This window comes from Caballeronia sp. LZ019 (genome assembly GCF_031450825.1).
GTDB lineage: Bacteria > Pseudomonadota > Gammaproteobacteria > Burkholderiales > Burkholderiaceae > Caballeronia.
The window spans coordinates 540,381-560,898 of record NZ_JARTVZ010000003.1 but is presented as its reverse complement, the minus strand read 5'-3'; the positions used below and the strand labels follow the sequence as shown (position 1 = coordinate 560,898).

Genomic DNA, 20,518 nt, shown 5'->3' with positions numbered 1-20,518 from the left:
GTGTCTCCTCCGATGTGTTGCAAAGCGCAAGCCATCGACACGCTTCAGCGACGTTTGCGCACCAGATCGAACTTGAAGATGCTCGTGTTGTAGTAGTCGTTGCTATAGCAAAGCGGCTGGCCGCTCTGATCGAAATCCACTTCGTCCAGCAGCAAGAACAGACCGAAGCCGTCGCCCAGTTCGGGCAGATCGCGCGGCGTGAGAATGGTCGGCTGTATCGACGTATGCGTATGCGACAGACGCCGCCCGGTACGCGCGAACATGCCGAACAGCGATTCGCCCAGCTCACCGTCCGCGGCATCGAACAACGTCTTCGGGATGGTGTCGATGCAGTACGCGGCGATCGCGTCGTCGGCGCGGCGCACGCGCTCGATGCGAACGCATGCGTCGCCCGCTTCGATGCCGAGCTTCTCCGCGAGACTCTCCGACGCCGCGATGGTGTCAATCTGGATGCGACTCGTCAACGGCACTGCGCCGACGCTCTTGATCATGTCGGTCACGGACATCAGATCATCCAGCCCGCCTTGCAGCTTGAGCGAAATTTGTCTGATGAAGGTACCCCTGCCTTGCACGCGTTCGAGCAGTCCATGCGAAATCATCTGCGCGACCGCCTCGCGCAAACTGGAACGTCCGACGCCCAGCAACTCACACAATTCTATTTCCGTGGGAATCTGGTCGCCCGGTTTCAGCTTGCGCTCGCGAATCATCGTGAGTAGCGAATCCTGAATCTTGTCGCTCATCGAACGTTCGACGCTTAGACGCATGGTGCTCTCGCAAGTGGCCCGGCGTCAAATATACATCAGACGTCTGATGTATTTCTTGGGATTTTCCCGTATGCGGTTGCTTTTAAACCCAGGCGTTTTCTCTCGCGGGCGCAGCAATTCCATGAGTGAGTTGCTCGCTCCGCCTGAGTTGCGCGCTTGTCGCAACGCAATAACTCACTCCCTTATCGTTAAAGAAAGAGCGCGGTAAAACACACTCTTGCAGGCGCAGAAATGATTCGGTGTGAAGGGCGGCAGAGCGCGGACTGGCGAGTGAGCAGTGGAAGATACCGAAGCGGTTCTATCCGGAGACGACGATTAGAAAGCAGTTTGGCGGTTGTGAAGGCGGCAGCAGGTCGATGATTGGGCGCGACCAAGTGGCGAAGCAGACCGCCTTCAGCCCTCACGCCGCCCGGCACTTGCAATCCACCCGGCATCGGGCAATGCCTCATCGGGCGATGCGAGCCTCACCACATTCACGATGCCCTGCCGCGCCATCTTCGCGTATGGGCAGAATCGTTCGGTGTTGCGGACCAGCGCCCTCGCGAGTTCGCGCTCGACGCCCGGCAGATGCACGCAGATATCGGCTGCGAGCATGAAGAGGCCGTCCATCGGATCGCGTGAGAAGCTGATCGTCGCCACGACCGCGGCGCTTTTTATTTCGATGCCTTCCCTGGCCGCCAGAAGCGTCAACGCGCCGTGAAAGCACGCCGCGTAACCGGCGGCGAAAAGCTGCTCGGGATTCGTGCCGCCGCCGGGCCCGCCGAGTTCGGCAGGCAGACGCAGATGCACGTCGAGGTTGCCGTCATCCGAGCGGGCGATGCCCGAGGCGCGGCCGTGCCCGGCCTCGCCGCCCGAGACGGTAACGGAGGTCGAGTACAGTTCGCGCGGGTCCTGGCCGTGAAACTTGTCGAGCAGCGACGCGGGCGGCGGACGCAAGGGATTCATGACGACGGCTCTCGCTCCGGTCAGCGCGCGGCAACGGCACGCGAGCGGGCGAACCACGCATCGAAACCTGTGCTGCCAAGCCGCGGATTCGCGCCCGGCACGAGCGTATCGTCGTTCAGTCGTGCGCCGAAGTAGCGTGCTTGCTCGTCCTCGATGGCCTTGCGCCCATCGCCGGTTGCGGTCAGATAGCGCTGAACCAGGTCCACGAGCCGCATCCCCTCGGGCCCGGCTACTTCGACGACGCCGTTGATCGGTGCGGCGAGCGCGTAGTCCGCGACGGCCAGCGCGATATCGTCGGATGCGATCGGCTGGATGTCGGCAGGCGGAAGACGCACCGTATCGCCATCGGCCCCTGCTTGCGCAATCCCGCCGACGAACTCGAAAAACTGCGTCGAACGCACGATCGTGTACGGCACGCCGGATACGCGAATCAGCGCCTCTTGCGCGATCTTGCCGCGAAAGTAGCCGCTTTCTTCCAGCCGGTCGGTGCCGACCACCGACAGGGCGACGTGATGACCGACGCCCGCGGCCTTCTCTGCGGCGCAGAGATTGCGGCCCGATGTCTGAAAGAACGCGAGGACTGCATCGTCTTCGAAGGACGGCGAGTTGGCGACATCCACGACGACGTGTGCGCCTGCCAGCGCATTTGCGAGACCTTCGCCCGTGACGGTGTTCACACCCGATGCAGGCGATGCCGCGATGGTTTCATGGCCACGCGCGCGCAAATGCTCGACGACCTTCGCGCCGATGAGTCCGCTACCGCCAATGACGACGATTTTCATGGTGTTTCCCTCTATGACTTCGCAGCGGCACGAAGCCGCGGCCGCGCCGCGTGATTGCGCCGCACCTGTTGCCGGAGCGCGCTTGCGAGCGGCCACCGTACGGGATGAATCGTAGGCGCCGGATGAGCGGTCCGGAAGACGCGCGCGAGGACTCGCACTGTTGACGACGCGGCATCAATCGGCCGGGGCGGCCGGCGGCAACGCAGTGAGGAAATCGAGGTCGAGCGCGCGTATGTGCTCCGTCATGTAGTCAACGAACACGCGGATGCGCGCCGGCAGATGCTTGCGGCTGAGATAGCAAACGTAGTGGCCGCGGTCGTCGGGCGCATCTTGCGCAAGACACGTGACGAGGCGTCCGTCGCGTAACGCGTCACAGACCTGAAACGCCGCAAGCTGCGCGATGCCCTGCCCCGCGTTGACCGCCTGCAGTACGAGCTCCGGGCAGTTGAACGTGTGATATGCGCCCGGCATGACCTTATGAGGACGGCCGTCAACCTTGAACTCCCACTCGGCGATGCGTCCGGACGCCGTCCGCAAGTTGATGCAGCGATGTCCGCCGAGTTCGCCGACGTTGCGCGGCAAGCCGTGCTCGCTTGCGTATCCGGGCGATGCGCAGACGAGCATCTGCATCGGGATGAGCTGTCGTGCAACGATCTGACTGTCTTCCATGCGGCCATCGCGGAAGGCCACATCGACCCGGTCCGTCGTGAAGTTCACGGGGTGATCGTCGAGCAGAAGTTCGAGCGATATGTCGGGGTACGCTTCGTGGAATCCGTGCAGGAGCGGCGCGACGATGGCGCGTCCGAAGCACGTCGTCGAACAGATGCGCAGGCGGCCTCGGGGCGGGCCGTTGCGCAGTTCGCGCATCTCTTCCAGTGCCTGGACGATCCGCTCCACGCCCGGATGGCAATGCTCATAGAAGAGTTCGCCTTCCCGCGTGAGCGATGTGCTGCGCGTGGTCCTCAGAAAGAGCCGCGCGTCGAGTTGCGCTTCGAGCTTCTGAACGTTCCGGCTGACGGCGGAGCGGCCGATACCCAGCCGGTCGCCGGCCTTGGCGAAACTGCCCTCGCTCGCCACGGCAAGGAAGGCGACCACGCCCGCGTAGCTCGTTGCGAAGCTGCTGGCGAGCGAATCGTCGCGGGTCGGCGAAGACGTAGTTGAGGTGAATGACATGATTTGCCCGAATCGAAGGAAGCACATCCACAAGACGTTCGATGCGGGCAAGTTGTGACACCGCCCGCCATTTTTTCCGTGGCGGGCGGGTTGGAGGATCGGCGCCGTGCTCAGGGCGTCATTTCACGGGCGTGAGCACAGGCGCCTTCTCGTCTTTCAGCAACAGGACGAGAAACCTGGCCGGCTCCTTGTCGCTTGCATTGCGGCCAACCGTATGAACATCGTTCGGGCCTTCATAGAAGGTTTGTCCGGGCGTCAAGGTGACTTCCTTGCCTCCCCTGACGCCCATGACGATCGATCCCTCCAGCACATAGATGAAGCCATGCGCCCGATGCACATGGACCGGGTCCACCGCGCCCGGCGGATAGTCCACCGTGATCATCAATGCTTCCTTGCCGGGATAGTCGGGCAACGGCTTTTCCAGCACCGGCGTGACGACCGCTTCGGGCGCGGCGTGCGCAAGCGGCGCGCAGCTCATCAGCGCGAAATACGCGAATTTCCTGAGTGCGGACATTGGCTTCTCCTTTCGAAGCAGGCGCTCAGGCCAGATTGGCCTTCTCGAGTCCGAACGCCTTGTCGGACGACCCCGGTTCGGTCCTGAACGCCACGTTCAGCCGGTTCCAGCCGTTGATTTCCACGATCTTGAACGTGAGCTCCGACAACTCCTGTTCGGTGAACTGCGCGCGAACGCTTTCGTAGACGTCGTCGGGGACGCCGTGCTCGGGCAGCTTCGTCAGCACTTCCGTCCACGCGAGCGCGGCACGTTCGCGCGCGGAGAACAAGGCGGACTCGCGCCAGATCGCTACATGATGAAGACGCAATGCGCGCTCGCCGTGTATCGTCGCCTGCTTGACGTGCATGTCCACGCAGAAGCCGCAGCCGTTCATCTGCGACGCCCGCAGCGCGATCAGTTCGGAGACGGACTTTTCGATGCTGCCTTCATGCGCCGCCATGCTGAAAGCGACGAACCGCTTGAACAGTTCCGGCGATTGTTGAATGTAGTTGATGCGTTGGCTCATGATTGCTCCGGTGAAGGTATCGTTCGATGCCTTGTTCGAGGGCATCGGCGCGCCGATATCGCACGAGATCATCGTAGGGAACGGCGACCCGCTCCGAAAGCCACGACGACGGACTCACGCTGTTGACCGGGCGGCAACAAACGCGGCGTCACGGGTACGGCCTAGCAGGCGCCGAAGGCCGCAGCAAGCCGCAGGAGCTTGTCGGGATTGCGCTGCACGTGAATGCGGACGATACGCTCGCCGTCGGTCTCGTACGATTGCGCGGATTCGAGCTTGCCTTCGATGAAGCGCAGAAGCGCCCATTGCCCGTTGAGCACGGCCAGTTCGATGCGCAGTTCGTCCTTGAAGCGCAGCCTGGCCGCGTAGAACAGCTGGGCGATGCGCCGCCCTCCTTCCATCGGCTTCGGAAAGCTCGGCACGCGCCCTCCGCCATCGCCGACGAGCGTGGCCTCGTCGGCAATCATGCTGTGAATCTCGGCGAAGTCGCCTTTCTGAAGCGCCTCGGCGAACTTCGTCAGCAGGCGCAGATGAATCTCCCGTGGAACGGACAGTCGCGGGCGGCTTTCGCGGAGCTGGATTTTCGCGCGGCTGACCAGCTGGCGGCACGCCGTCTCGGTCTTGCCCAATGTGCTGGCTACTTCGTCGTAATCGACGTCGAAGACTTCTCGCAGCAGGAACGCCGCGCGAGCTTCAGGTGTGAGACGTTCGAGAAGCAGCAGAAAGGCCACCGATATGTCGTCCGCGCGTTCGCGGATCTGCTCCGGCGTATGCGGCGCGTCGATGGCTTGAGGCTCGGGCAGCCAGATGCCCGCGTAATGCTCGCGCTGCGCCTTCAGAGCGCGCAGCCGGTCGATGGAGAGGCGCGTGGTCACGGCGACGAGCCACGCTTCACCGTTGTCGATCTTCGCGCGATCGGCGCCGTACCAGCGCAGCCACGCGTCCTGCACGACGTCCTCGGCCTCGGCGACCGACGACAGCATCCGATACGCGATGCCCTGCAGACGCGCACGCAGGGCGTCGAATGTACCCGTCGCGTCGTCGAGGCTTTCATGGGAGGAAGTCGGTGATGCGGCTGTCTTCATCGCTGATGGCCCTGTGGTTCGACATCGGCATCGCCCGTCCTTCGACGCCTGCCCGAAAGAATAACAGGCAAGCGAAGACGCGCATCGATAAACGGTCGAGGGCCGGGTCCGACTCAGTAGTCCCACAGCACGGGTACGGAACGGAAGCGATCGCCCTCCTTCGCCACGTGACAGACCGACGGGAACGCAACGTGTGCCGCGGCCAGCAGCGCGCCCGTTTTGGCCGCTTCGCCGAGCAGCGCGATACGCACCTCCCTCGCCGTTTCGGGATCGTGCTCGAAGCCGTTTTGCCAGTCGGGATGATCGAAGTTCACTTCGAAGATCGCATCGCCGACGAACGTCAGTTTCTCGCCTTTCGATGCGACGTCCACGACGCAATGCCCCGGTGTGTGCCCGCCCGTCACGCGTGCCGATACGCCGGGCGCAACGCTCACTGTGCGGTCGAACTCCACGATGTTCTCGGCATAGAGCGTCGTGAATCTGGCTGCCGCCTTGCGCAGCGCGGGAGGAACCGACTCCGGCATGACCGTCCGGCTGAAGTCAGGGTCCTTCCAAAACGCCACTTCGGCCGCCGCGACGTGAATGCGTACATCGGGACGCAGCTTCGCCCTGACGCCCTCGACGTTGAGCCCGCCCACGTGGTCCATGTGCATGTGCGTGATGACGATATCGGTGATGGCGGAGAGATCGATCCCGGCCGATTCGAGGCGGCTCACCGAGCGGCCGGCGCGCGCGAAGTATTCGAAACCGTCGCCCACGCCGGAGTCGATCAGCACCAGGCGTTCGCCGCTGTGCACGAGCGCGACGTTCAGCGCCCAGTCGAACGTGTCGCGTTGCAGGAAACGGCCATCGAACCATTCGTTGCGGTCTGCCTCGCTCACGTTGGTGGACATGGTGGAAGTGGGCAGCGGCAGAACGCCGTCGCTGATCAGTACGACATCGACATCGCCCACGCGCACGGCGTATCGGGAAGACACGAGTTCGCCCGATCCTTGTTTGCCGATGCTGGCGGTGACCGGCTGCACATTTCTGCTTGTCGTGTTCATAGTCAGGAATCCTGTATGGGAAGTGCGGCGATCCGCACGGGAAGCACGATCACGCGCTCTGCCTTGATCGTGTGGACGATTGTATGGACGAGACGCCCGCGTCAGTAGCCTTCCGGAGGCGCACAGGATGTTGTCCCGGCGACAACAATCGCGCGGACGAACAAGCGGCCGATTGATAACCGGCGCGCATCAATCGATCCGAAAATCGCACTTATCGTTTTGCCGGTTCCGCGCGAATATGGCTGAACAACATCGACCGGAAAACGGCGTTCTTTCCGGATTTCAGGAGACACCTCGATGCATTCCTCGTCCAGCCTTTCAACCGGGCAATCCAGGGCCGCTGCGGTATTCCGCGTGACGGCCGGAAATTTCCTGGAGCAGTTCGACTTCTTTCTGTTCGGCTTCTACGCCACGCAGATCGCCAACGTCTTTTTTCCCGCGGCAAGCGAATTCGCCTCGCTGATGATGACCTTCGCCGTGTTCGGCGCCGGCTTCCTGATGCGGCCGCTGGGCGCGATCGTGCTCGGCGCGTATATCGACGATGTCGGCCGCCGCAAGGGCCTCATCGTCACGCTGTCCATCATGGCGAGCGGGACGATCCTCATCGCATTCGTACCGGGCTACGCCACGATCGGGCTTCTTGCGCCCGCGCTCGTGCTGCTCGGGCGGCTGCTGCAAGGCTTCTCGGCGGGCGCCGAACTCGGCGGGGTATCCGTCTATCTCGCCGAAATGGCGACGCCCGGCCGCAAGGGCTTCTTCACGAGCTGGCAGTCCGCGAGCCAGCAAGTCGCGATCGTCGTCGCCGCCGGACTCGGCTTCGCGCTGAACCAATGGCTGAGCACGCCGGCCATCGCCGCGTGGGGCTGGCGCGTTCCGTTCTTCGTCGGCTGCATGATCGTGCCGTTCATCTTCATGCTGCGCCGCAATCTCGAGGAAACGCAGGAGTTCAAGGCGCGCCGGCATCGCCCGAGCATGAAGGAAGTGTTCGGCACGCTGGCCCGGAACTGGACCGTCGTCATCGCCGGCATGATGCTGGTTGCGATGACCACGACGAGCTTCTATCTCATCACGGTCTACGCGCCGACCTTCGGCAAGACCGTGCTGCATCTGAGCACCGCCGACAGCCTGCTCGTGACGCTGTGCGTCGGCGTGTCCAACTTCGTGTGGCTGCCGATCGGCGGCGCGCTGTCCGACCGCATCGGCCGCCGCCCGCTGCTCGTCGGCATGAGCGTGCTCGCCATCGCAACCGCATACCCGGCGCTGTCGCTGCTCGCTCATGCGCCGAGCTTTCTCAACATGCTGTTCGTGTTGCTCTGGCTCTCGTTCATGTACGGCATCTATAACGGCGCGATGGTCGTCGCGCTCACCGAAGTCATGCCCGTGCAGGTTCGCGTCGCCGGCTTCTCGCTCGCGTACAGCCTCGCCACGGCGGTGTTCGGCGGCTTCACGCCCGCAATATCGACGGCGCTCATCCACCTGACCGGCGACAAGGCCGCGCCCGGCTACTGGATGAGCCTCGCCGCCGCGTGCGCGCTTCTCGCGACGTTCGCGCTCTATCGACGCCCCTCGGCGACACTGACGCCCGCGCACTGAGGCGCAAGCCGTCACCTATGCTCCGAACACACACGATCATGAAGAAACTGCTTCTGAAACTCGGCGCGGCCACGCTCGTCGCCGCCTCGGCCGCTGCGGCCAACGTACAGGCCGCCGACCTGCACGTCATGAGCTCGGGCGGCTTCACCGCCGCCTACAAGGTGCTCGGCCCCCGGTTCGCATCGCAGACGGGCAACACGCTCGACACCGCGCTCGGCCCGTCAATGGGCAAGTCGCCCGAAGCCATCCCCAACAGGCTCGGGCGCGGCGAGCCTGCGGACGCCGTCATCATGGTCGGCTACGCACTCGACGACTTGATCGAGCACGGCAAGGTGATACGCGGATCGCGGGTGGAACTGGCCGATTCGCGCATCGGCATGGTGGTGCGCGAAGGCGCGGCGAAGCCCGACATCGCGTCCGTCAACGGGCTCAGGGAGACGCTGCTGCATGCAAAGTCGATCGCTTATTCGGACAGCGCGAGCGGCGTCTATATCGAGCGCGAGCTGTTCAGGAAGCTCGGTATCGAAGAGCAAGTGAAGCCCAAGGCGAAGATGATTCCGCGGATTCCCGTCGCGTCGGTGGTGGCGAACGGCGACTATGAAATCGGCTTCCAGCAAGTAAGCGAACTGCTGCCGGTCAAGGGCGCGACCTTCGCCGGGAAGATTCCCGAATCCTTGCAGTCCGTCACGCGCTTCGCCGCCGGCATTCCCGTCGGCGCGCAGCATCCGAGGGAAGCGAAGGCGCTTCTCGACTATCTCGCTTCGCCGGACGTGCAAGCGGAAGTGAAATCGACCGGGCTGGATTCCGTGTCCGCGCATTGACCCGGACGACTTGCGACGCCCGCGCGAGCCGGCCCGCCCGTCAATCCGGGGCGGCAGGTCCGACCGCGCCCAGCATCCGCTCGAGACGAGCCCGATCGCACGCGCCTTCCCACAGCGAAACGAAGATCACCGCGCACGCGTTGCTGATCACGCTCGTGAGCGCGCGGGCCTCGGACATGAAGCGGTCGATACCCACGAGCAGCGCCACGCCGGCGACGGGCAGATCGGGAATGACCGTCAGCGTCGCGACGAGCGCGACCAGTCCGCTGCCGGACACGCCCGCCGCGCCTTTCGATGTGAGCAGCATGACGGCGAGCATCGTCACGATCTGCGGCGCGGAAAGAGGGACATCGCACGCCTGCGCGATGAAGAGCGAAGCGAGCGTCAGATAGATCGCGGTGCCATCCAGATTGAACGAATAGCCCGCCGGCAGCACGAGCCCCACGACGCCCTTGTCGCAACCGAGCGCCTCCAGCTTGCCGATCAGGCGCGGCAATACCGGCTCGGTCGATGACGTGGCGAGGACGATCAGCAATTCCTCGCGCAGGTAGCGCAAGAGCCGCCAGAGCGCGAAGCCATGCAGCCGCGCGAGCGGCCCGAGCACGAGGACGACGAACAATACGCAGGCCACGTAGAAGGACACCATCAGCATGCCGAGCGAACCGACCGAACGGATGCCGAAGCGGCCGACGGTGAAGGCCATCGCACCGAATGCGCCGAGCGGCGCGAGCCGCATGATCATGCCGAGCACGCGAAAGAGCGCCTGAGCCACACCGTCGATGAGCGCCAGCACCGGCCGCCCCGCGCCCGGACAAGCGTTGAGCGAGAAGCCAAAGAGCACCGAAAGCAGCAGCACCGGCAACACTTCGCCCTTTTCGAACGCGCCGAACAGCGTCTGCGGAATCATGCCCAGGGCGAACTCCACGAGCCCGCGCGTCTGCGCGTGCGTCGCATAGGGCGCGAGGATGCCCGTATCCAGGTGATGCACATCGATTTGCATTCCCGCGCCGGGCCGCAGCGCGAATGCCGTGACGAGCCCGAACGCGAGCGCAACGGCCGTCAGGAAATAGAAGAGCGCCAGCGCCTGAACGATGGTGCGCCCGATGGCCTTCCCGCTCGCAAGCGACGTGATGCCCGAGACGATCGTGCAGAAGACGATCGGCGCGATCATCATTCGCACGAGGCCGACGAACGCATCGCTGAGTGGCTTGAGGAGCGCGCCCGCCGACGGCCAGAAGTGGCCGAGCGACACGCCGAGCACCATCGCCAGCACGACCTGCACGTAGAGCAAGCGGAGCGGTCTCGCCAGGCTCACGATGCGCTCTTCCTTTTCGTCCGCTCGCTTGCCGTGGTGCTGTCGCTCGCCGCATCGCCCGCTGCGACGCCATCGCGCTTCGTCTCGACGATCGCCCGATGGAACTCCTGCGCGGCCGGTGTGAGCGGCCGTCCGCGCCGCCTCACGATGCCCACGCGCCGCTTCACCACCGGCTCGACGAGCGGCACGCTCGTGAGAATCGGGTGATCGTGTCCGGGCATGGCCATCGACGGCACCGCGGCAACGCCGAGGCCGGCTTCGACGAGCCCGAGCATCGTCGTCACGTGACGCGTTTCGCAGACGCTCGGCGCGGGCGGCGCGACGGCCGAGAGCGCCTGATCGAGCAACAGACGGTTACCGGAGGTCTTGTCCACCGACACGTATTCGTGCTCGTAGAGCTCGCTCCAAGTGACGCGCTTCTTTCCCGCGAGCGGATGGTCACGGCGGCACGCGGCGACGAACCGCTCCTGCAGCAGCAGCTTGAACTCGATCTCCGGCTCCTGGCTGCCCATGAAGCTCACGCCGAAATCGGCCTCGCCGCTGATGACGGCGCCGAGCACTTCGTTCGCGCTCGAATCGAGCAGCTTCACCCTGATGCGGGGAAAGCGGCGATGAAAGCTCGCAATCACGCCCGGCAGGAAGTAGTACGCCACCGAAGGCACGCACGCGATGTTCACATGCCCGAGCCGGCTCGACGATACATCGCGGATACCGAGCAGCGCGACGTCGAGATCGTCGAGCAGTTGTTCGGCGCTCGGCGCGAACACGCGGCCCACGGTGGTGAGCGTCACGCTGCGCGTGGTGCGCTCGAAGAGGCGCACGCCGAGCGCTTCCTCGAGCTTGTCGATACGGCGGCTCAGGGCGGGCTGGGAGATGTTGACCGCTTCGGCGGCCTTGCGAAAGCTCCCCAGCTCGACCACCGCGCGAAACGCCTGCAAATCGTTCAAATCGAAGTTGACGCCCACGGGCCGGTCTCCGCATTCAGATGCCGCGTATTTTGCATGATCCCCGGTGTCCGGCTTTCATGCGACGAGGACGGCGTGCTCGTTATCACGAAGGCAGGCGTCGGAGGCGTCATCGAAGGGGCGTGCGCGACAGCGGCGAAGCAAGCGGCGGCGCTGCCATCGATCGCTCATCGATGACACTATCGGCGAACGTCAGCCGGCATCCCGCAACCGCTCGACCAGATAATCGATCAACACCCGCACCTTGAGCGGCAAGAACCGGTTCGGCGGATACAGCAGCCACAACGAACCCGCATACGGCTGCGCGTCGAGTGACCACTCGGGCAGCACGCGCACCAGCTCGCCGCGCGCGAAGGCATCCGCCGCCGTGAATTCCGGCACGTTCGCCACGCCGAAACCGTCGCGCGCCGCTTCGAGCCGCGCGCCCGCATGGTTGGCGATATAGCGCCCATGCACGTCAACGGTCTGCGCGTGCGTGCCGCGCCGGAACCGCCATCGATTGTCCCCCGGCGTTTCTCCCAGATAGATGCAATCGTGCTGCGCAAGATCGCGCGGCTCTTGCGGCGTACCTCGTGCGTCGAGATAGGCCTGCGACGCGCAGAGCACCCAGCGCACCGCACCGAGCTGCCGGCCCGCGAGACCGGGCGGCGGCCGCTCGGTCAAGCGGATCACGAGATCGAGGCCATCGGTCAACGGGTCGATGTCGCGGTCCGAATACAACAGCTTCAGGTCAACTTCCGGATAGGCACGGAGGAATGCGGGCACGAGCGGATGAAGCACCGTTCTCGCGAACTGGCTCGGCGCGCTGACGCTCACTCTGCCTTGCGGACGGTCGCCGCCTTGACCCGCGGCATCGACCGCAGCGGAGGCGGCGCTCACCATCTCGCGGCAGTAGCGCGCGACCTGCTCGCCCGCTTCGGTGACGCGGACCTTGCGCGTCGAACGTTCCAGCAGGCGCGTGGCCAGCGCTTCTTCGAGACGCTTGATCTGCCGGCTGACCGTCGATGGCGTGCTCGCGAGCTGGCGTGCCGCCAGCGAGAAGTTGCCGGCGTCAACGACCCGCGCGAAGACCGCCATGTCGGGCAACAAGTCGAAGAGTTCGTTGTGGTCCATCGTGTCCGCAAAGAAGGATTCATGCACGCCACGCACAATGGCTATGCGCCGTGACCGGATTATCACGAGAAAAGCAAAGCTCGACAATGCGAATCCCGTCATCGAGATTCGCCATGTCCAGACCCTATCGCCTGCAATTGATTTCCGACCTGATGCTGCTGGCAGTCGCCGTCGTATGGGGCTCGAGCTACGGCATCGCCAAGAGCGCGCTCGTGTACTACCCGGTGCTCGGGCTGCTTGCGCTGCGTTTCGGCATCACGTTCGTGTTGCTGTCGCCTGCGCTGCGCGCGATGCGTCATGCCGGTGTCCGGACACTGAGCCGCGTAATCGGCGTGGGCCTGCTATTGCTCGGGATCTTTCTGTGCGAGACGTTCGGCTTGCTGCTCACGCGCGCAGCCAATGCGGCGTTTCTGATTGGTTTGTGCGTGGTGTTGACGCCGCTCGTGGAATGGTCGCTGCTGAAGCGGCGGCCGGGTCGCATCGAATGGATGGCCGTGGGGGTATCGCTGCTGGGCGCATGGCTCCTGACCGGGGATGGCGCATTGACGCTCAATCGTGGCGACATGCTGATTCTTGCAGCCGCATTCCTTCGCGCGATCACCGTCTGCGTGACCAAGCAGTTGATGCGCGATGCGGCGCTGCCGCCCTTGACGGTGACCGCTGTGCAATCCGGCGTGGTGGCGATCGGCAGTGCAGCGGCGGCGCTGATGTTCTCGCGTGCGCAGTGGCAATCGCTGCCGTCGATGACCGCTCATCCGATGTTCTGGGGATGCGTGTTGTACCTGGTGCTGGCATGCACGCTGTTCGCGTTCTTCGCGCAGAACTACGGCATCAAGCACAGTAGCCCGACGCGCGTCGCGCTGTTGATGGGCAGCGAGCCGGCGTTCGGCGCGTTGTTCGCGTGCTTCTGGCTGGGCGAAACAATCTCGCTCATTGCATGGATTGGTGGCGGGCTGATCGTGGCGGCGTCGCTGCTGGCTACCACCGTGAGCGGATCGAAGCGCGGGCGCCCGCCGGAAGCCGTGGCTGCGTGAATCAGCTTCTTCCTGGCGCGAACGGGCGCCTCGAACCAGTCGCAGGAAAGAAGCGCGCAGAGCTGACTTCGACCACTATTGCCGGCGCACCGGCAAGCCGATCACGCGCCCCGCGTGACTCGCCTGCGCCGCTGCGATCGTCGCCTGCGCCGCGATATTCGCAGCGATATCGCCGTCGAACGCAGCGGCCTTCGGCATGCCGCTCGTATCGATATGCATCAGCATCTGTTCGCACGCGGACACCGCATCGACGCCCTCGCCTTCGAACATTTGCAGATACAGGTGAATGCGCTTCGTGTCCTTCGCGATCACGCGGACATCGACACGCACCGCCGCGCCTTCCTTCAACTCGCGCAGATAGGTGACGTGCGCCTCCAGCGTGTACAGCGTGCGATGCCGCGCGCGGCGCGTTTCATCGCCGAGACCGATGCCGTCCATGAAGGCATCGGTGGCGAGGCTGTAGATCAGCATGTAGAACGCATCGCGCAAGTGGCCGTTGTAATCGACCCATTCGGGCCTGACCGTGTCGCGGTAGATCATCGCTCAGTCCTCGATGCCGTGACGCGCCCTGGCCTGCGCGATCGCCTCGATGACGCTCGTGATGCAGTCGTCGCGATACCGCTCAAGATCCTTCATGCTGCGCCCGTTCGTCTGCTTCGCGGTGCCTTCCACGACGCGATCGATGAGTTCATCGGTCAGCCTGGGCGCAACGAGCTTCGTCCACGGCAATTCGAGCGCCGGCCCGAACTGCTGCATGAAATGCCGCATTCCCGCTTCGCCGCCTGCAAGCGTGTAGGTCAGGAACGTGCCCATGAACGACCAGCGGATGCCCGCACCGTAGCGAATGGCGTCGTCGATCTCGCCGGTCGTCGCGACGCCCTCGTTCACGAGATGAAGCGCCTCGCGCCACAGCGCCTCGAGCAATCTGTCGGCGATGAAGCCCGGCACTTCGGCGCGTACGCGCAACGGCCGCATGCCGATGGACGAATAGAACGTCGATGCCGCATCGATCGCCTCTTCCGAGGTGTGCCCGCCGCCGAGCACTTCGACCAGCGGCAGCAGATAGACCGGATTGAACGGATGCCCCACGAGGCATCGCTCGGGACGGACCGCGTTCGCGTAGAAATCGCTCGGCAGAAGCCCCGACGTCGATGATGCGATGATGGCCTCCGGCTTCGCTGCGCGGCTCACGCGCTCATGCAGCGCGAGCTTGAGTTCCTCGCGTTCCGGCGCGCTCTCCTGAATGAAATCCGCACCCGCGACGCATTGCTCGACGGTCTCGACGACGCGCAGCCGTTGCTGCGATGCGCCCGGCGCGAGTCCCACGCGCTCCAGCGCAGGCCACGCATTCGCGACGTTGGCGCGCACGACCGCTTCGGCGTTCGGAGCCGGGTCCCACACGGTCACGTCAAGACCATGCGCCAGCGCACGGGACACCCATCCGCTACCGATTACGCCAGCGCCGAGCGCGGCGAACTGTTTGACTTGCATGTGATTCTCCTTCGACACTCAGGCGAATTGTTCGACGACGCGCTTCTCCAGCGGACGCTCGCCGCGCGCGGGCAGACCCAGTTTCCTGCGTCCTTCCGCGGGCGTGAGCGCGCGGCCACCCAGCCGTTCGATGATCTCGATGGCGCGCTGCACCAGCGTTCCGTTGCTTGCGTGCACGCCGCGGTCGAGCCAGAGGTTGTCTTCGAGCCCTACGCGTACATGGCCGCCGAGCAGCATCGCTTGCGCGACCATCGGCATCTGCATCCGGCCGATGCCGAAGCCGGCCCAGTGCGCGCCGGGCGGCAAGTTGTCAACCATCGCCTTCAGGGTGCCGGTGTCGGGCGGCGCGCCCCACGGAATGCCCATGCAAAGCTGAAAGAGCGGCGGCGCATCGAGAAGCCCTTCTTTGAGCAACTGATTGGCGAACCATAGATGGCCGGTGTCGAAGATCTCGAGTTCGGGCCTCACGCCGAGTGCCTGAATGCGCTTTGCGCCGGCGCGCAACTGCGCGGGCGTCGATACATAGATGTAGTCGCCGTCGCCGAAATTGAGCGTGCCGCAATCGAGCGTGCAAATCTCGGGAAGCAACTCCTCCACGTGAGCGAGACGCGTGAGACCGCCGACGAGATCGGTGCCCTTGCCGAAGCGCATCGGCTCCTCGCCCGGACCGATCTCCAGGTCGCCGCCCATACCGGCTGTCAGATTGATGATGACATCGACATCCGATGAGCGAATGCGGTCCACCACTTCACGATAAAGCGCGGGATCGCGGCTGCCACGTCCGGTGCGGGGATCGCGCACATGACAATGCGCCACGGTCGCGCCGGCGCGGGCCGCTTCGATGGCTGCCCCGGCGATCTGCTTCGGCGTGACAGGAATCGCGGGATGCCGGGCGGTCGTGTCGCCGGCCCCGGTGACTGCGCAGGTTACGATGACGTCGTAGTTCATGATGATAGGGATAGCTAATCGTTATTGAAGCCGGCGACCGCGTCACCGGGCCGGAGATTCAGAGTCCGAGATACTGCCTGACGGCGGGCAGGCCGTCCTTTCCATCGACGGTCTTCACGCCTGCAAGCCACGAACTGAGCAGTTGCGGGTTCTTCTTGAGATAGGCTTTCGCGGCTTCGGCGGGACGCTCCTTGTTCATCACCGGCTGCATGAGGCGGTTCTCGAGATCGGTCGTGAAGCGCAGGTTCTTCACGAGCTGGCCCGCGTTCGGGCAGCGCGTGAGGAAGTCCGGGTTCGTGAGCGTATAGACGCGTGCTTCGCCATAGTTCGGGCCGAATACCTCATCGCCGCCGGACAGATAGTTGATCTTCATCTGAATGTTCATCGGATGCGGCTCCCACGCGAGAAACACGACCGGCTTCTTGTCGCGAATCGCGCGCTCGACCGTCACCAGCATCCCGGCCTCACTCGATTGCACCAGCTTGAAGCCGCCGAGACCGAACTGATTGGTGTCGATCATCTTCTGAATCTTTGCGTTCGCGCTGCTGCCCGGCTCGATGCCGTAGATCTTGCCGTCGAGCTCGTCCTTGTGTTTCGCAATATCCGCAAACGTCCTGATGCCCGCGTCGTAGGCATAGGCCGGCACGGCGAGCGTCGCTTTCGCGCCCGAGAGGTTCGGCGGTTCGATCTTGTCGATGCTCTTCGCATCGAGGAATGGCTGCACCGCCTTTTCCTGCACCGGCCACCAGTAACCGAGGGAGACATCGATCTGCTTGCTCTTCAGGCCCGCCAGCGAGATGGGCACCGAGGCGACCGTCGTGCGCGGCGTATAGCCGAGCCCTTCGAAGAGCACGGAGGCCAGCGCGGTCGTCGAAGTGATGTCGGTCCAGCCGATATCGACGAAGCGCACCGTGCGGCATGTGGCGTCGTCGGCGGCGAAGGCGCTCGCGACGTTGGCTGCGCAGGCGGATGCAACGAGAATCGAAAGCAGGCGATGTTTCATGGTGGAGTGACCGTCTAGAGAACGTGAGTAGAAAGTACCGCTGCATTAAAAGACCCGAACGCCCCATTGCGACCGCGAGTTGACTGTCAGCGACGTCAGGGTTTTCAGGGACACGCCTGATTGCGCGCGATTTTTGCGCTTGTTAGCGTGAAGGATCGCCGCCTGGTGCTCAATCATCGATGCCCGCTCCTCAAGACTTTCACTTTCTGGTGCTGCCTGAATTCTCGTCGATCGGCTTCATGTCGGCGATCGAGCCGTTGCGCGTCGCCAATCGCTTCCAGGGCGAGCTTTACCGCTGGCATATCCTGTCGGTGGATGGCGGGCCGGTCGTCGCGAGCAACGGCATTTCGCTCAATGCGGAGGCATCGATCGCCGCTGCCGCCGACGCGCGCACGGTCATCGTCGTGTCGGGGTTCGAGCCGCTTGCGCGATACACGCGCAGCATCGGCGAGTGGCTGCGACGGCTGGATCGGGCGGGCGCGACGCTCGGCGGCATCGATACCGGCAGCTTCATTCTCGCCGAAGCGGGGCTGCTCTCGGGCAAGCGAGCGACGCTGCATTGGGAAGCGTTGGCCGCGTTCTCCGAACGTTATCCGTCGATTGAAACGAGCCAGGAACTGTTCGAGATCGACGCGCGGCGCATCACGTGCGCGGGCGGCACCGCGTCGATCGATCTGATGCTGGATCTGATCGCGCGCGATCATGGCGCCGAGCTCGCCGCGCAGGTCTCGGAGCAGTTCGTGCTCGGGCGCATTCGTCAGCGCAGCGATCATCAACGCATGAAGATCGCGGCGCGCTACGGCGTGCACAATCGAAAGCTGATTCAGGTTATCGGCGTGATGGAGCAGCACATGGAGGAGCCGCTCTCGCCGGATGCGCTCGCGCAATCCATCGGTGTCACGCGGCGCCAGCTCGAACGTCTTTTCTGCTCGGCGATGAAGGACACGCCGACGCACTTCTATCTCGGCCTGCGTCTCGCGCGCGCCCGCGAACTGCTTCAGCAAACCGACATGTCGATACTCGCGGTGTGCGTCGCGTGCGGCTTCGAATCGCCGTCGCATTTCTCGCGGACGTATCGCGCGCGCTTCAACACGAGCCCGCGTCAGGACCGCAGCGCATTGCGCGCCGTGGTCGCCGCACAGGCCGCGTGACGCTAGAAGGATTGCCTCATGCCGATCCGGACATCGGCCTGCGTGTTCGAGGTCAACGGCGTGAAGCTATAGCCGATGACCGCATCGACCGGGCCGGAGGCGCGCAGATAATCGCCGGAAATATAGACGTCGGTGCGCTTGGACAGCAGATAGTGCAGACCGAGCGATCCCTGATTCCAGTGATTGCCTTCGAAGCGCGTGTGCTGATAGCCGCCGTATAGCGCGATATCCGGCCTGAAGTTGTAGGATGCGCCTGCCTCGTACACCTTCATGTACGAAGTGACGCCCAGTCCCTTGATGTTCGTCCACGTGAAGTTGCCCGATACCATCAGGTTACCGATCGTCCATGCGCCACCCACGGCCAGCGCGCCCTGCCTGTCAACGGGAAAAGCGTTGGTGCTGTATGGATCGGTGCGCGCACCCGTGGCCGGGTCGATGCTGACTGCCGGTTGCCCTAGAAAAGTGTGTGCGCCGATCATCGCGTACGGATCGAACGCATAGATTCCATTCGGATTGTTCAGCTGCGTATAGGCGATGCCGAGGTTGAACGTGTTCGCGGCGTAATGCCCGCCTACGCTCCATGCGCTGTTCTGATGAAAATTCCCCGACACGTTGCCGAACGAATACATGCCGCCGAACGTGAAGCCGCCATAGTCATTGGACAGGAACTTCACCGAGTTAGGCAGGCGGTCCCCGTTCATGCGATCGAAGTCGCCCTGGTGAATCGCATAGCCGCTCGCCCAGGCCGATATGTTGTAGAGATACACGAACTCTTCCGTCATATCGAGCTGATTACCGAACGATATCTGGCCCCACTGATTGCTCTTCAAGCCGACGTACGCCTGACGCCCGAACTCCGCACCGCCGAACGCGTAGCGTCCCGTTCCGACGTGAAAGCCCGATTCCAGCACGAATACCGCTTGCAGCCCGCCGCCGAGGTCTTCGGCCCCACGAAAGCCGATACGGTTGCCGTACGAGATACCGTCATCGAACTTGAATACGTGCGAGCCGCCGGTGTTGTTCACGTAGGTGATGCCCGCATCGAGAATGCCGTAGAGCGTCACGCTGCTTTGTGCGTGCGCGGCGCCCGGTGCAACGGCGGCGCCTGCGGCGAGTGCGAATGCGGTCATCAAAGACGAACGGCGTGCGGCGTATGGCTTTCTTTTCATGAGCGTGTCCTCTTGTTGTGGGGCGACACGTAAAAATAAGGTGCCATATACGCGGCGGCTCGACTGATTGCGACACAAATCTGCCCAACTGCGACTGCTCGATTCATGGGACGCACCGCAATGAATACGATAGGGATACTAACGGTGTGTCACGCCTATTTCACGCCCAGTGCGCTCCGCACGGCTTCCAGTCCATTGCCGCCGCTGACCGTCGTCACGTTGTCGAGCCAGGTCTTCAGAAGCTCGGGGTGACGTTTGAGCGCGTCGGTGGCCGCCGTACCGATTGCTTTCTTCTTGTCCAGCACGTCGGCGATCACGCCGTTTTCCAGGTCGACGCTGAACGCCATCTGCCTGAAAAGACGCCCGACGTTGGGACATTGCTGCTCATACCCGCTGCGCGATACGGTGTTGACCGTTGCGCCGCCGAAGTTCGGGCCAAGATAGCGATCTCCGCCGTCCAGATAGGCGAGCCTGAACTTCGTGTTCATCAGATGCGGTTCCCACGCGAGAAAGACGATGAACTTCTTGTCGCGTATCGCGCGCTCCACTTGCGTCAGCATGCCGGTCTCGCTCGATTCGACCACCTTCCAGTCACCGAGACCGAAAGCCTTCTCGTCGACCATCTTCTTCAGATTCTGATTGGCCGGCGCGCCCGGCTCGATGCCGTAGATGCGCTTGTCGAACTTGTCCGCGTTCTTCTGCAAGTCCGCAAACGAATGCACGCCCGCTGCGGCGACGTAATCCGGCACGGCGAGCGTGAACTTCGCATTCGACAGATTCGGCCGCACCACATCGATGGATTTCTCCTCGACGAACGGCTTCACCAGCGGAGCTTGCGCCGGCATCCAGTTGCCGAGGAACACGTCGATCTGCCCTTTCTTCAATCCCTGATACGTGATCGGCACCGACAGGTTCGCGACGTCCTGCTTGTAGCCGAGCGCCTTCAGCACGATGCCGCTCATCGCGTTGGTGGCGTCGATGTCGGTCCAGCCCGGATCGGCCATGCGTACTTGCTTGCACGACGGCGGATCGGCGGCGAACACGTGCGACGCCGCGCAGCCGAGCGAGGCGGTGAAAAGCGCATGAAACAAGGCTTTTTTCATC

At 63.8% G+C, this 20,518-nt stretch carries 21 protein-coding genes; 4 read left to right on the top strand and 17 right to left on the bottom strand.

Translation table 11 applies throughout. The features are described 5' to 3' along the window. Positions 1–44: 44 nt before the first annotated feature. From P9255_RS11025 to P9255_RS10990, 8 genes are all read right to left on the bottom strand, one after another. A complete protein-coding gene (locus tag P9255_RS11025) occupies positions 45–740 on the bottom strand; it encodes a GntR family transcriptional regulator (protein ID WP_309789486.1) in 696 nt (231 codons plus the stop codon). A gap of 417 nt (positions 741–1,157) precedes the next feature. Then, positions 1,158–1,709, bottom strand: a complete 552-nt coding sequence (locus tag P9255_RS11020; protein WP_309767766.1) for an Ohr family peroxiredoxin — start codon at positions 1,707–1,709, stop codon at positions 1,158–1,160. A 20-nt stretch (positions 1,710–1,729) separates the two neighbouring features. Further along, positions 1,730–2,491 (bottom strand): SDR family oxidoreductase, encoded by a 762-nt coding sequence (locus tag P9255_RS11015; protein ID WP_309789485.1) that lies wholly within the window; start codon positions 2,489–2,491, stop codon positions 1,730–1,732. A 174-nt stretch (positions 2,492–2,665) separates the two neighbouring features. Beyond that, the gene (locus P9255_RS11010) at positions 2,666–3,664 is read right to left on the bottom strand and encodes a LysR substrate-binding domain-containing protein (RefSeq protein WP_309789484.1); all 999 of its coding nucleotides are present in this window, start codon (positions 3,662–3,664) and stop codon (positions 2,666–2,668) included. 118 nt (positions 3,665–3,782) lie between these two features. Then, a complete protein-coding gene (locus P9255_RS11005) occupies positions 3,783–4,178 on the bottom strand; it encodes a cupin domain-containing protein (RefSeq protein ID WP_309767773.1) in 396 nt (131 codons plus the stop codon). 25 nt (positions 4,179–4,203) lie between these two features. After that, positions 4,204–4,683 carry a carboxymuconolactone decarboxylase family protein gene (locus tag P9255_RS11000; protein WP_309767775.1) on the bottom strand — a complete coding sequence of 160 codons (480 nt, stop codon included), beginning with the start codon at positions 4,681–4,683 and terminating at the stop codon, positions 4,204–4,206. A gap of 161 nt (positions 4,684–4,844) precedes the next feature. Further along, positions 4,845–5,765, bottom strand: coding sequence for an RNA polymerase sigma-70 factor (locus P9255_RS10995; RefSeq protein ID WP_309789483.1), 921 nt, complete (start codon positions 5,763–5,765; stop codon positions 4,845–4,847). 113 nt (positions 5,766–5,878) lie between these two features. Then, a complete protein-coding gene (locus P9255_RS10990) occupies positions 5,879–6,811 on the bottom strand; it encodes an MBL fold metallo-hydrolase (RefSeq protein ID WP_309767780.1) in 933 nt (310 codons plus the stop codon). Between the two features lie 297 nt (positions 6,812–7,108). Here P9255_RS10990 and P9255_RS10985 point away from each other — a divergent pair, with 297 nt between their 5' ends. Both P9255_RS10985 and P9255_RS10980 read left to right on the top strand, forming a co-directional pair. Further along, complete coding sequence (locus P9255_RS10985) at positions 7,109–8,404, top strand: MFS transporter (protein WP_309767781.1); 1,296 nt, start codon at positions 7,109–7,111, stop codon at positions 8,402–8,404. 38 nt (positions 8,405–8,442) lie between these two features. Beyond that, positions 8,443–9,225: a substrate-binding domain-containing protein gene (locus tag P9255_RS10980; RefSeq protein ID WP_309789482.1), complete on the top strand. Its 783-nt coding sequence runs from the start codon at positions 8,443–8,445 to the stop codon at positions 9,223–9,225. A 40-nt stretch (positions 9,226–9,265) separates the two neighbouring features. Here P9255_RS10980 and dctA read toward each other — a convergent pair whose 3' ends face one another. The 3 genes from dctA to P9255_RS10965 all read right to left on the bottom strand — a co-directional run bounded on the left by dctA (position 9,266) and on the right by P9255_RS10965 (position 12,618). Beyond that, complete coding sequence (gene dctA, locus P9255_RS10975; RefSeq protein WP_309767785.1) at positions 9,266–10,540, bottom strand: C4-dicarboxylate transporter DctA; 1,275 nt, start codon at positions 10,538–10,540, stop codon at positions 9,266–9,268. Continuing rightward, a complete protein-coding gene (locus P9255_RS10970) occupies positions 10,537–11,505 on the bottom strand; it encodes a LysR family transcriptional regulator (RefSeq protein ID WP_309767786.1) in 969 nt (322 codons plus the stop codon). The genes dctA and P9255_RS10970 overlap by 4 nt, the downstream gene beginning before the upstream one ends. A 192-nt stretch (positions 11,506–11,697) precedes the next feature. Further along, on the bottom strand, positions 11,698–12,618 hold the full coding sequence (locus P9255_RS10965; RefSeq protein WP_309767788.1) for a LysR family transcriptional regulator: 921 nt from the start codon (positions 12,616–12,618) through the stop codon (positions 11,698–11,700). 113 nt (positions 12,619–12,731) lie between these two features. Here P9255_RS10965 and P9255_RS10960 point away from each other — a divergent pair, with 113 nt between their 5' ends. Further along, positions 12,732–13,652, top strand: coding sequence for an EamA family transporter (locus tag P9255_RS10960; protein WP_309767790.1), 921 nt, complete (start codon positions 12,732–12,734; stop codon positions 13,650–13,652). A gap of 75 nt (positions 13,653–13,727) precedes the next feature. On the opposite strand, the gene P9255_RS10955 is transcribed toward P9255_RS10960, so the two are convergent. Genes P9255_RS10955 through P9255_RS10940 form a run of 4 tightly spaced genes read right to left on the bottom strand, consistent with a single transcriptional unit; the run spans position 13,728 to position 17,094 of the window. Beyond that, the gene (locus tag P9255_RS10955) at positions 13,728–14,192 is read right to left on the bottom strand and encodes a thioesterase family protein (RefSeq protein WP_309767792.1); all 465 of its coding nucleotides are present in this window, start codon (positions 14,190–14,192) and stop codon (positions 13,728–13,730) included. Between the two features lie 3 nt (positions 14,193–14,195). Then, the gene (locus P9255_RS10950; RefSeq protein ID WP_309789481.1) at positions 14,196–15,143 is read right to left on the bottom strand and encodes an L-carnitine dehydrogenase; all 948 of its coding nucleotides are present in this window, start codon (positions 15,141–15,143) and stop codon (positions 14,196–14,198) included. An 18-nt stretch (positions 15,144–15,161) separates the two neighbouring features. Continuing rightward, a complete protein-coding gene (locus tag P9255_RS10945; RefSeq protein ID WP_309767795.1) occupies positions 15,162–16,091 on the bottom strand; it encodes a 3-keto-5-aminohexanoate cleavage protein in 930 nt (309 codons plus the stop codon). A gap of 58 nt (positions 16,092–16,149) precedes the next feature. Next, positions 16,150–17,094 carry a choline ABC transporter substrate-binding protein gene (locus P9255_RS10940; protein WP_309789480.1) on the bottom strand — a complete coding sequence of 315 codons (945 nt, stop codon included), beginning with the start codon at positions 17,092–17,094 and terminating at the stop codon, positions 16,150–16,152. 179 nt (positions 17,095–17,273) lie between these two features. Here P9255_RS10940 and P9255_RS10935 point away from each other — a divergent pair, with 179 nt between their 5' ends. Beyond that, positions 17,274–18,245, top strand: coding sequence for a GlxA family transcriptional regulator (locus P9255_RS10935; RefSeq protein WP_309789479.1), 972 nt, complete (start codon positions 17,274–17,276; stop codon positions 18,243–18,245). Between the two features lie 2 nt (positions 18,246–18,247). Here the strand turns inward: P9255_RS10935 and P9255_RS10930 are convergent, their stop codons facing one another. Further along, positions 18,248–19,414 carry a porin gene (locus P9255_RS10930; RefSeq protein ID WP_404980310.1) on the bottom strand — a complete coding sequence of 389 codons (1,167 nt, stop codon included), beginning with the start codon at positions 19,412–19,414 and terminating at the stop codon, positions 18,248–18,250. A 155-nt stretch (positions 19,415–19,569) separates the two neighbouring features. Next, complete coding sequence (locus tag P9255_RS10925) at positions 19,570–20,517, bottom strand: choline ABC transporter substrate-binding protein (protein ID WP_309767799.1); 948 nt, start codon at positions 20,515–20,517, stop codon at positions 19,570–19,572. Position 20,518: the final 1 nt, after the last annotated feature.

Excerpts from the sequence above, each read along its gene's own strand:
- P9255_RS10950 (WP_309789481.1), bottom strand. The coding sequence starts at position 15,143 with ATGCAAGTCAAACAGTTCGCCGCGCTCGGCGCTGGCGTAATCGGTAGC.
- P9255_RS10955 (WP_309767792.1), bottom strand. The coding sequence starts at position 14,192 with ATGATCTACCGCGACACGGTCAGGCCCGAATGGGTCGATTACAACGGC.
- P9255_RS10930 (WP_404980310.1), bottom strand. The coding sequence starts at position 19,414 with ATGAAAAGAAAGCCATACGCCGCACGCCGTTCGTCTTTGATGACCGCA.
- P9255_RS11010 (WP_309789484.1), bottom strand. The coding sequence starts at position 3,664 with ATGTCATTCACCTCAACTACGTCTTCGCCGACCCGCGACGATTCGCTC.
- P9255_RS11025 (WP_309789486.1), bottom strand. The coding sequence starts at position 740 with ATGAGCGACAAGATTCAGGATTCGCTACTCACGATGATTCGCGAGCGC.
- P9255_RS10965 (WP_309767788.1), bottom strand. The coding sequence starts at position 12,618 with ATGGACCACAACGAACTCTTCGACTTGTTGCCCGACATGGCGGTCTTC.
- P9255_RS10925 (WP_309767799.1), bottom strand. The coding sequence starts at position 20,517 with ATGAAAAAAGCCTTGTTTCATGCGCTTTTCACCGCCTCGCTCGGCTGC.
- P9255_RS10960 (WP_309767790.1), top strand. The coding sequence starts at position 12,732 with ATGTCCAGACCCTATCGCCTGCAATTGATTTCCGACCTGATGCTGCTG.
- P9255_RS10980 (WP_309789482.1), top strand. The coding sequence starts at position 8,443 with ATGAAGAAACTGCTTCTGAAACTCGGCGCGGCCACGCTCGTCGCCGCC.
- P9255_RS11015 (WP_309789485.1), bottom strand. The coding sequence starts at position 2,491 with ATGAAAATCGTCGTCATTGGCGGTAGCGGACTCATCGGCGCGAAGGTC.
- P9255_RS11020 (WP_309767766.1), bottom strand. The coding sequence starts at position 1,709 with ATGAATCCCTTGCGTCCGCCGCCCGCGTCGCTGCTCGACAAGTTTCAC.
- P9255_RS11005 (WP_309767773.1), bottom strand. The coding sequence starts at position 4,178 with ATGTCCGCACTCAGGAAATTCGCGTATTTCGCGCTGATGAGCTGCGCG.
- P9255_RS10945 (WP_309767795.1), bottom strand. The coding sequence starts at position 16,091 with ATGAACTACGACGTCATCGTAACCTGCGCAGTCACCGGGGCCGGCGAC.
- P9255_RS10985 (WP_309767781.1), top strand. The coding sequence starts at position 7,109 with ATGCATTCCTCGTCCAGCCTTTCAACCGGGCAATCCAGGGCCGCTGCG.
- P9255_RS10995 (WP_309789483.1), bottom strand. The coding sequence starts at position 5,765 with ATGAAGACAGCCGCATCACCGACTTCCTCCCATGAAAGCCTCGACGAC.
- P9255_RS10990 (WP_309767780.1), bottom strand. The coding sequence starts at position 6,811 with ATGAACACGACAAGCAGAAATGTGCAGCCGGTCACCGCCAGCATCGGC.
- P9255_RS10935 (WP_309789479.1), top strand. The coding sequence starts at position 17,274 with ATGCCCGCTCCTCAAGACTTTCACTTTCTGGTGCTGCCTGAATTCTCG.
- P9255_RS11000 (WP_309767775.1), bottom strand. The coding sequence starts at position 4,683 with ATGAGCCAACGCATCAACTACATTCAACAATCGCCGGAACTGTTCAAG.
- P9255_RS10940 (WP_309789480.1), bottom strand. The coding sequence starts at position 17,094 with ATGAAACATCGCCTGCTTTCGATTCTCGTTGCATCCGCCTGCGCAGCC.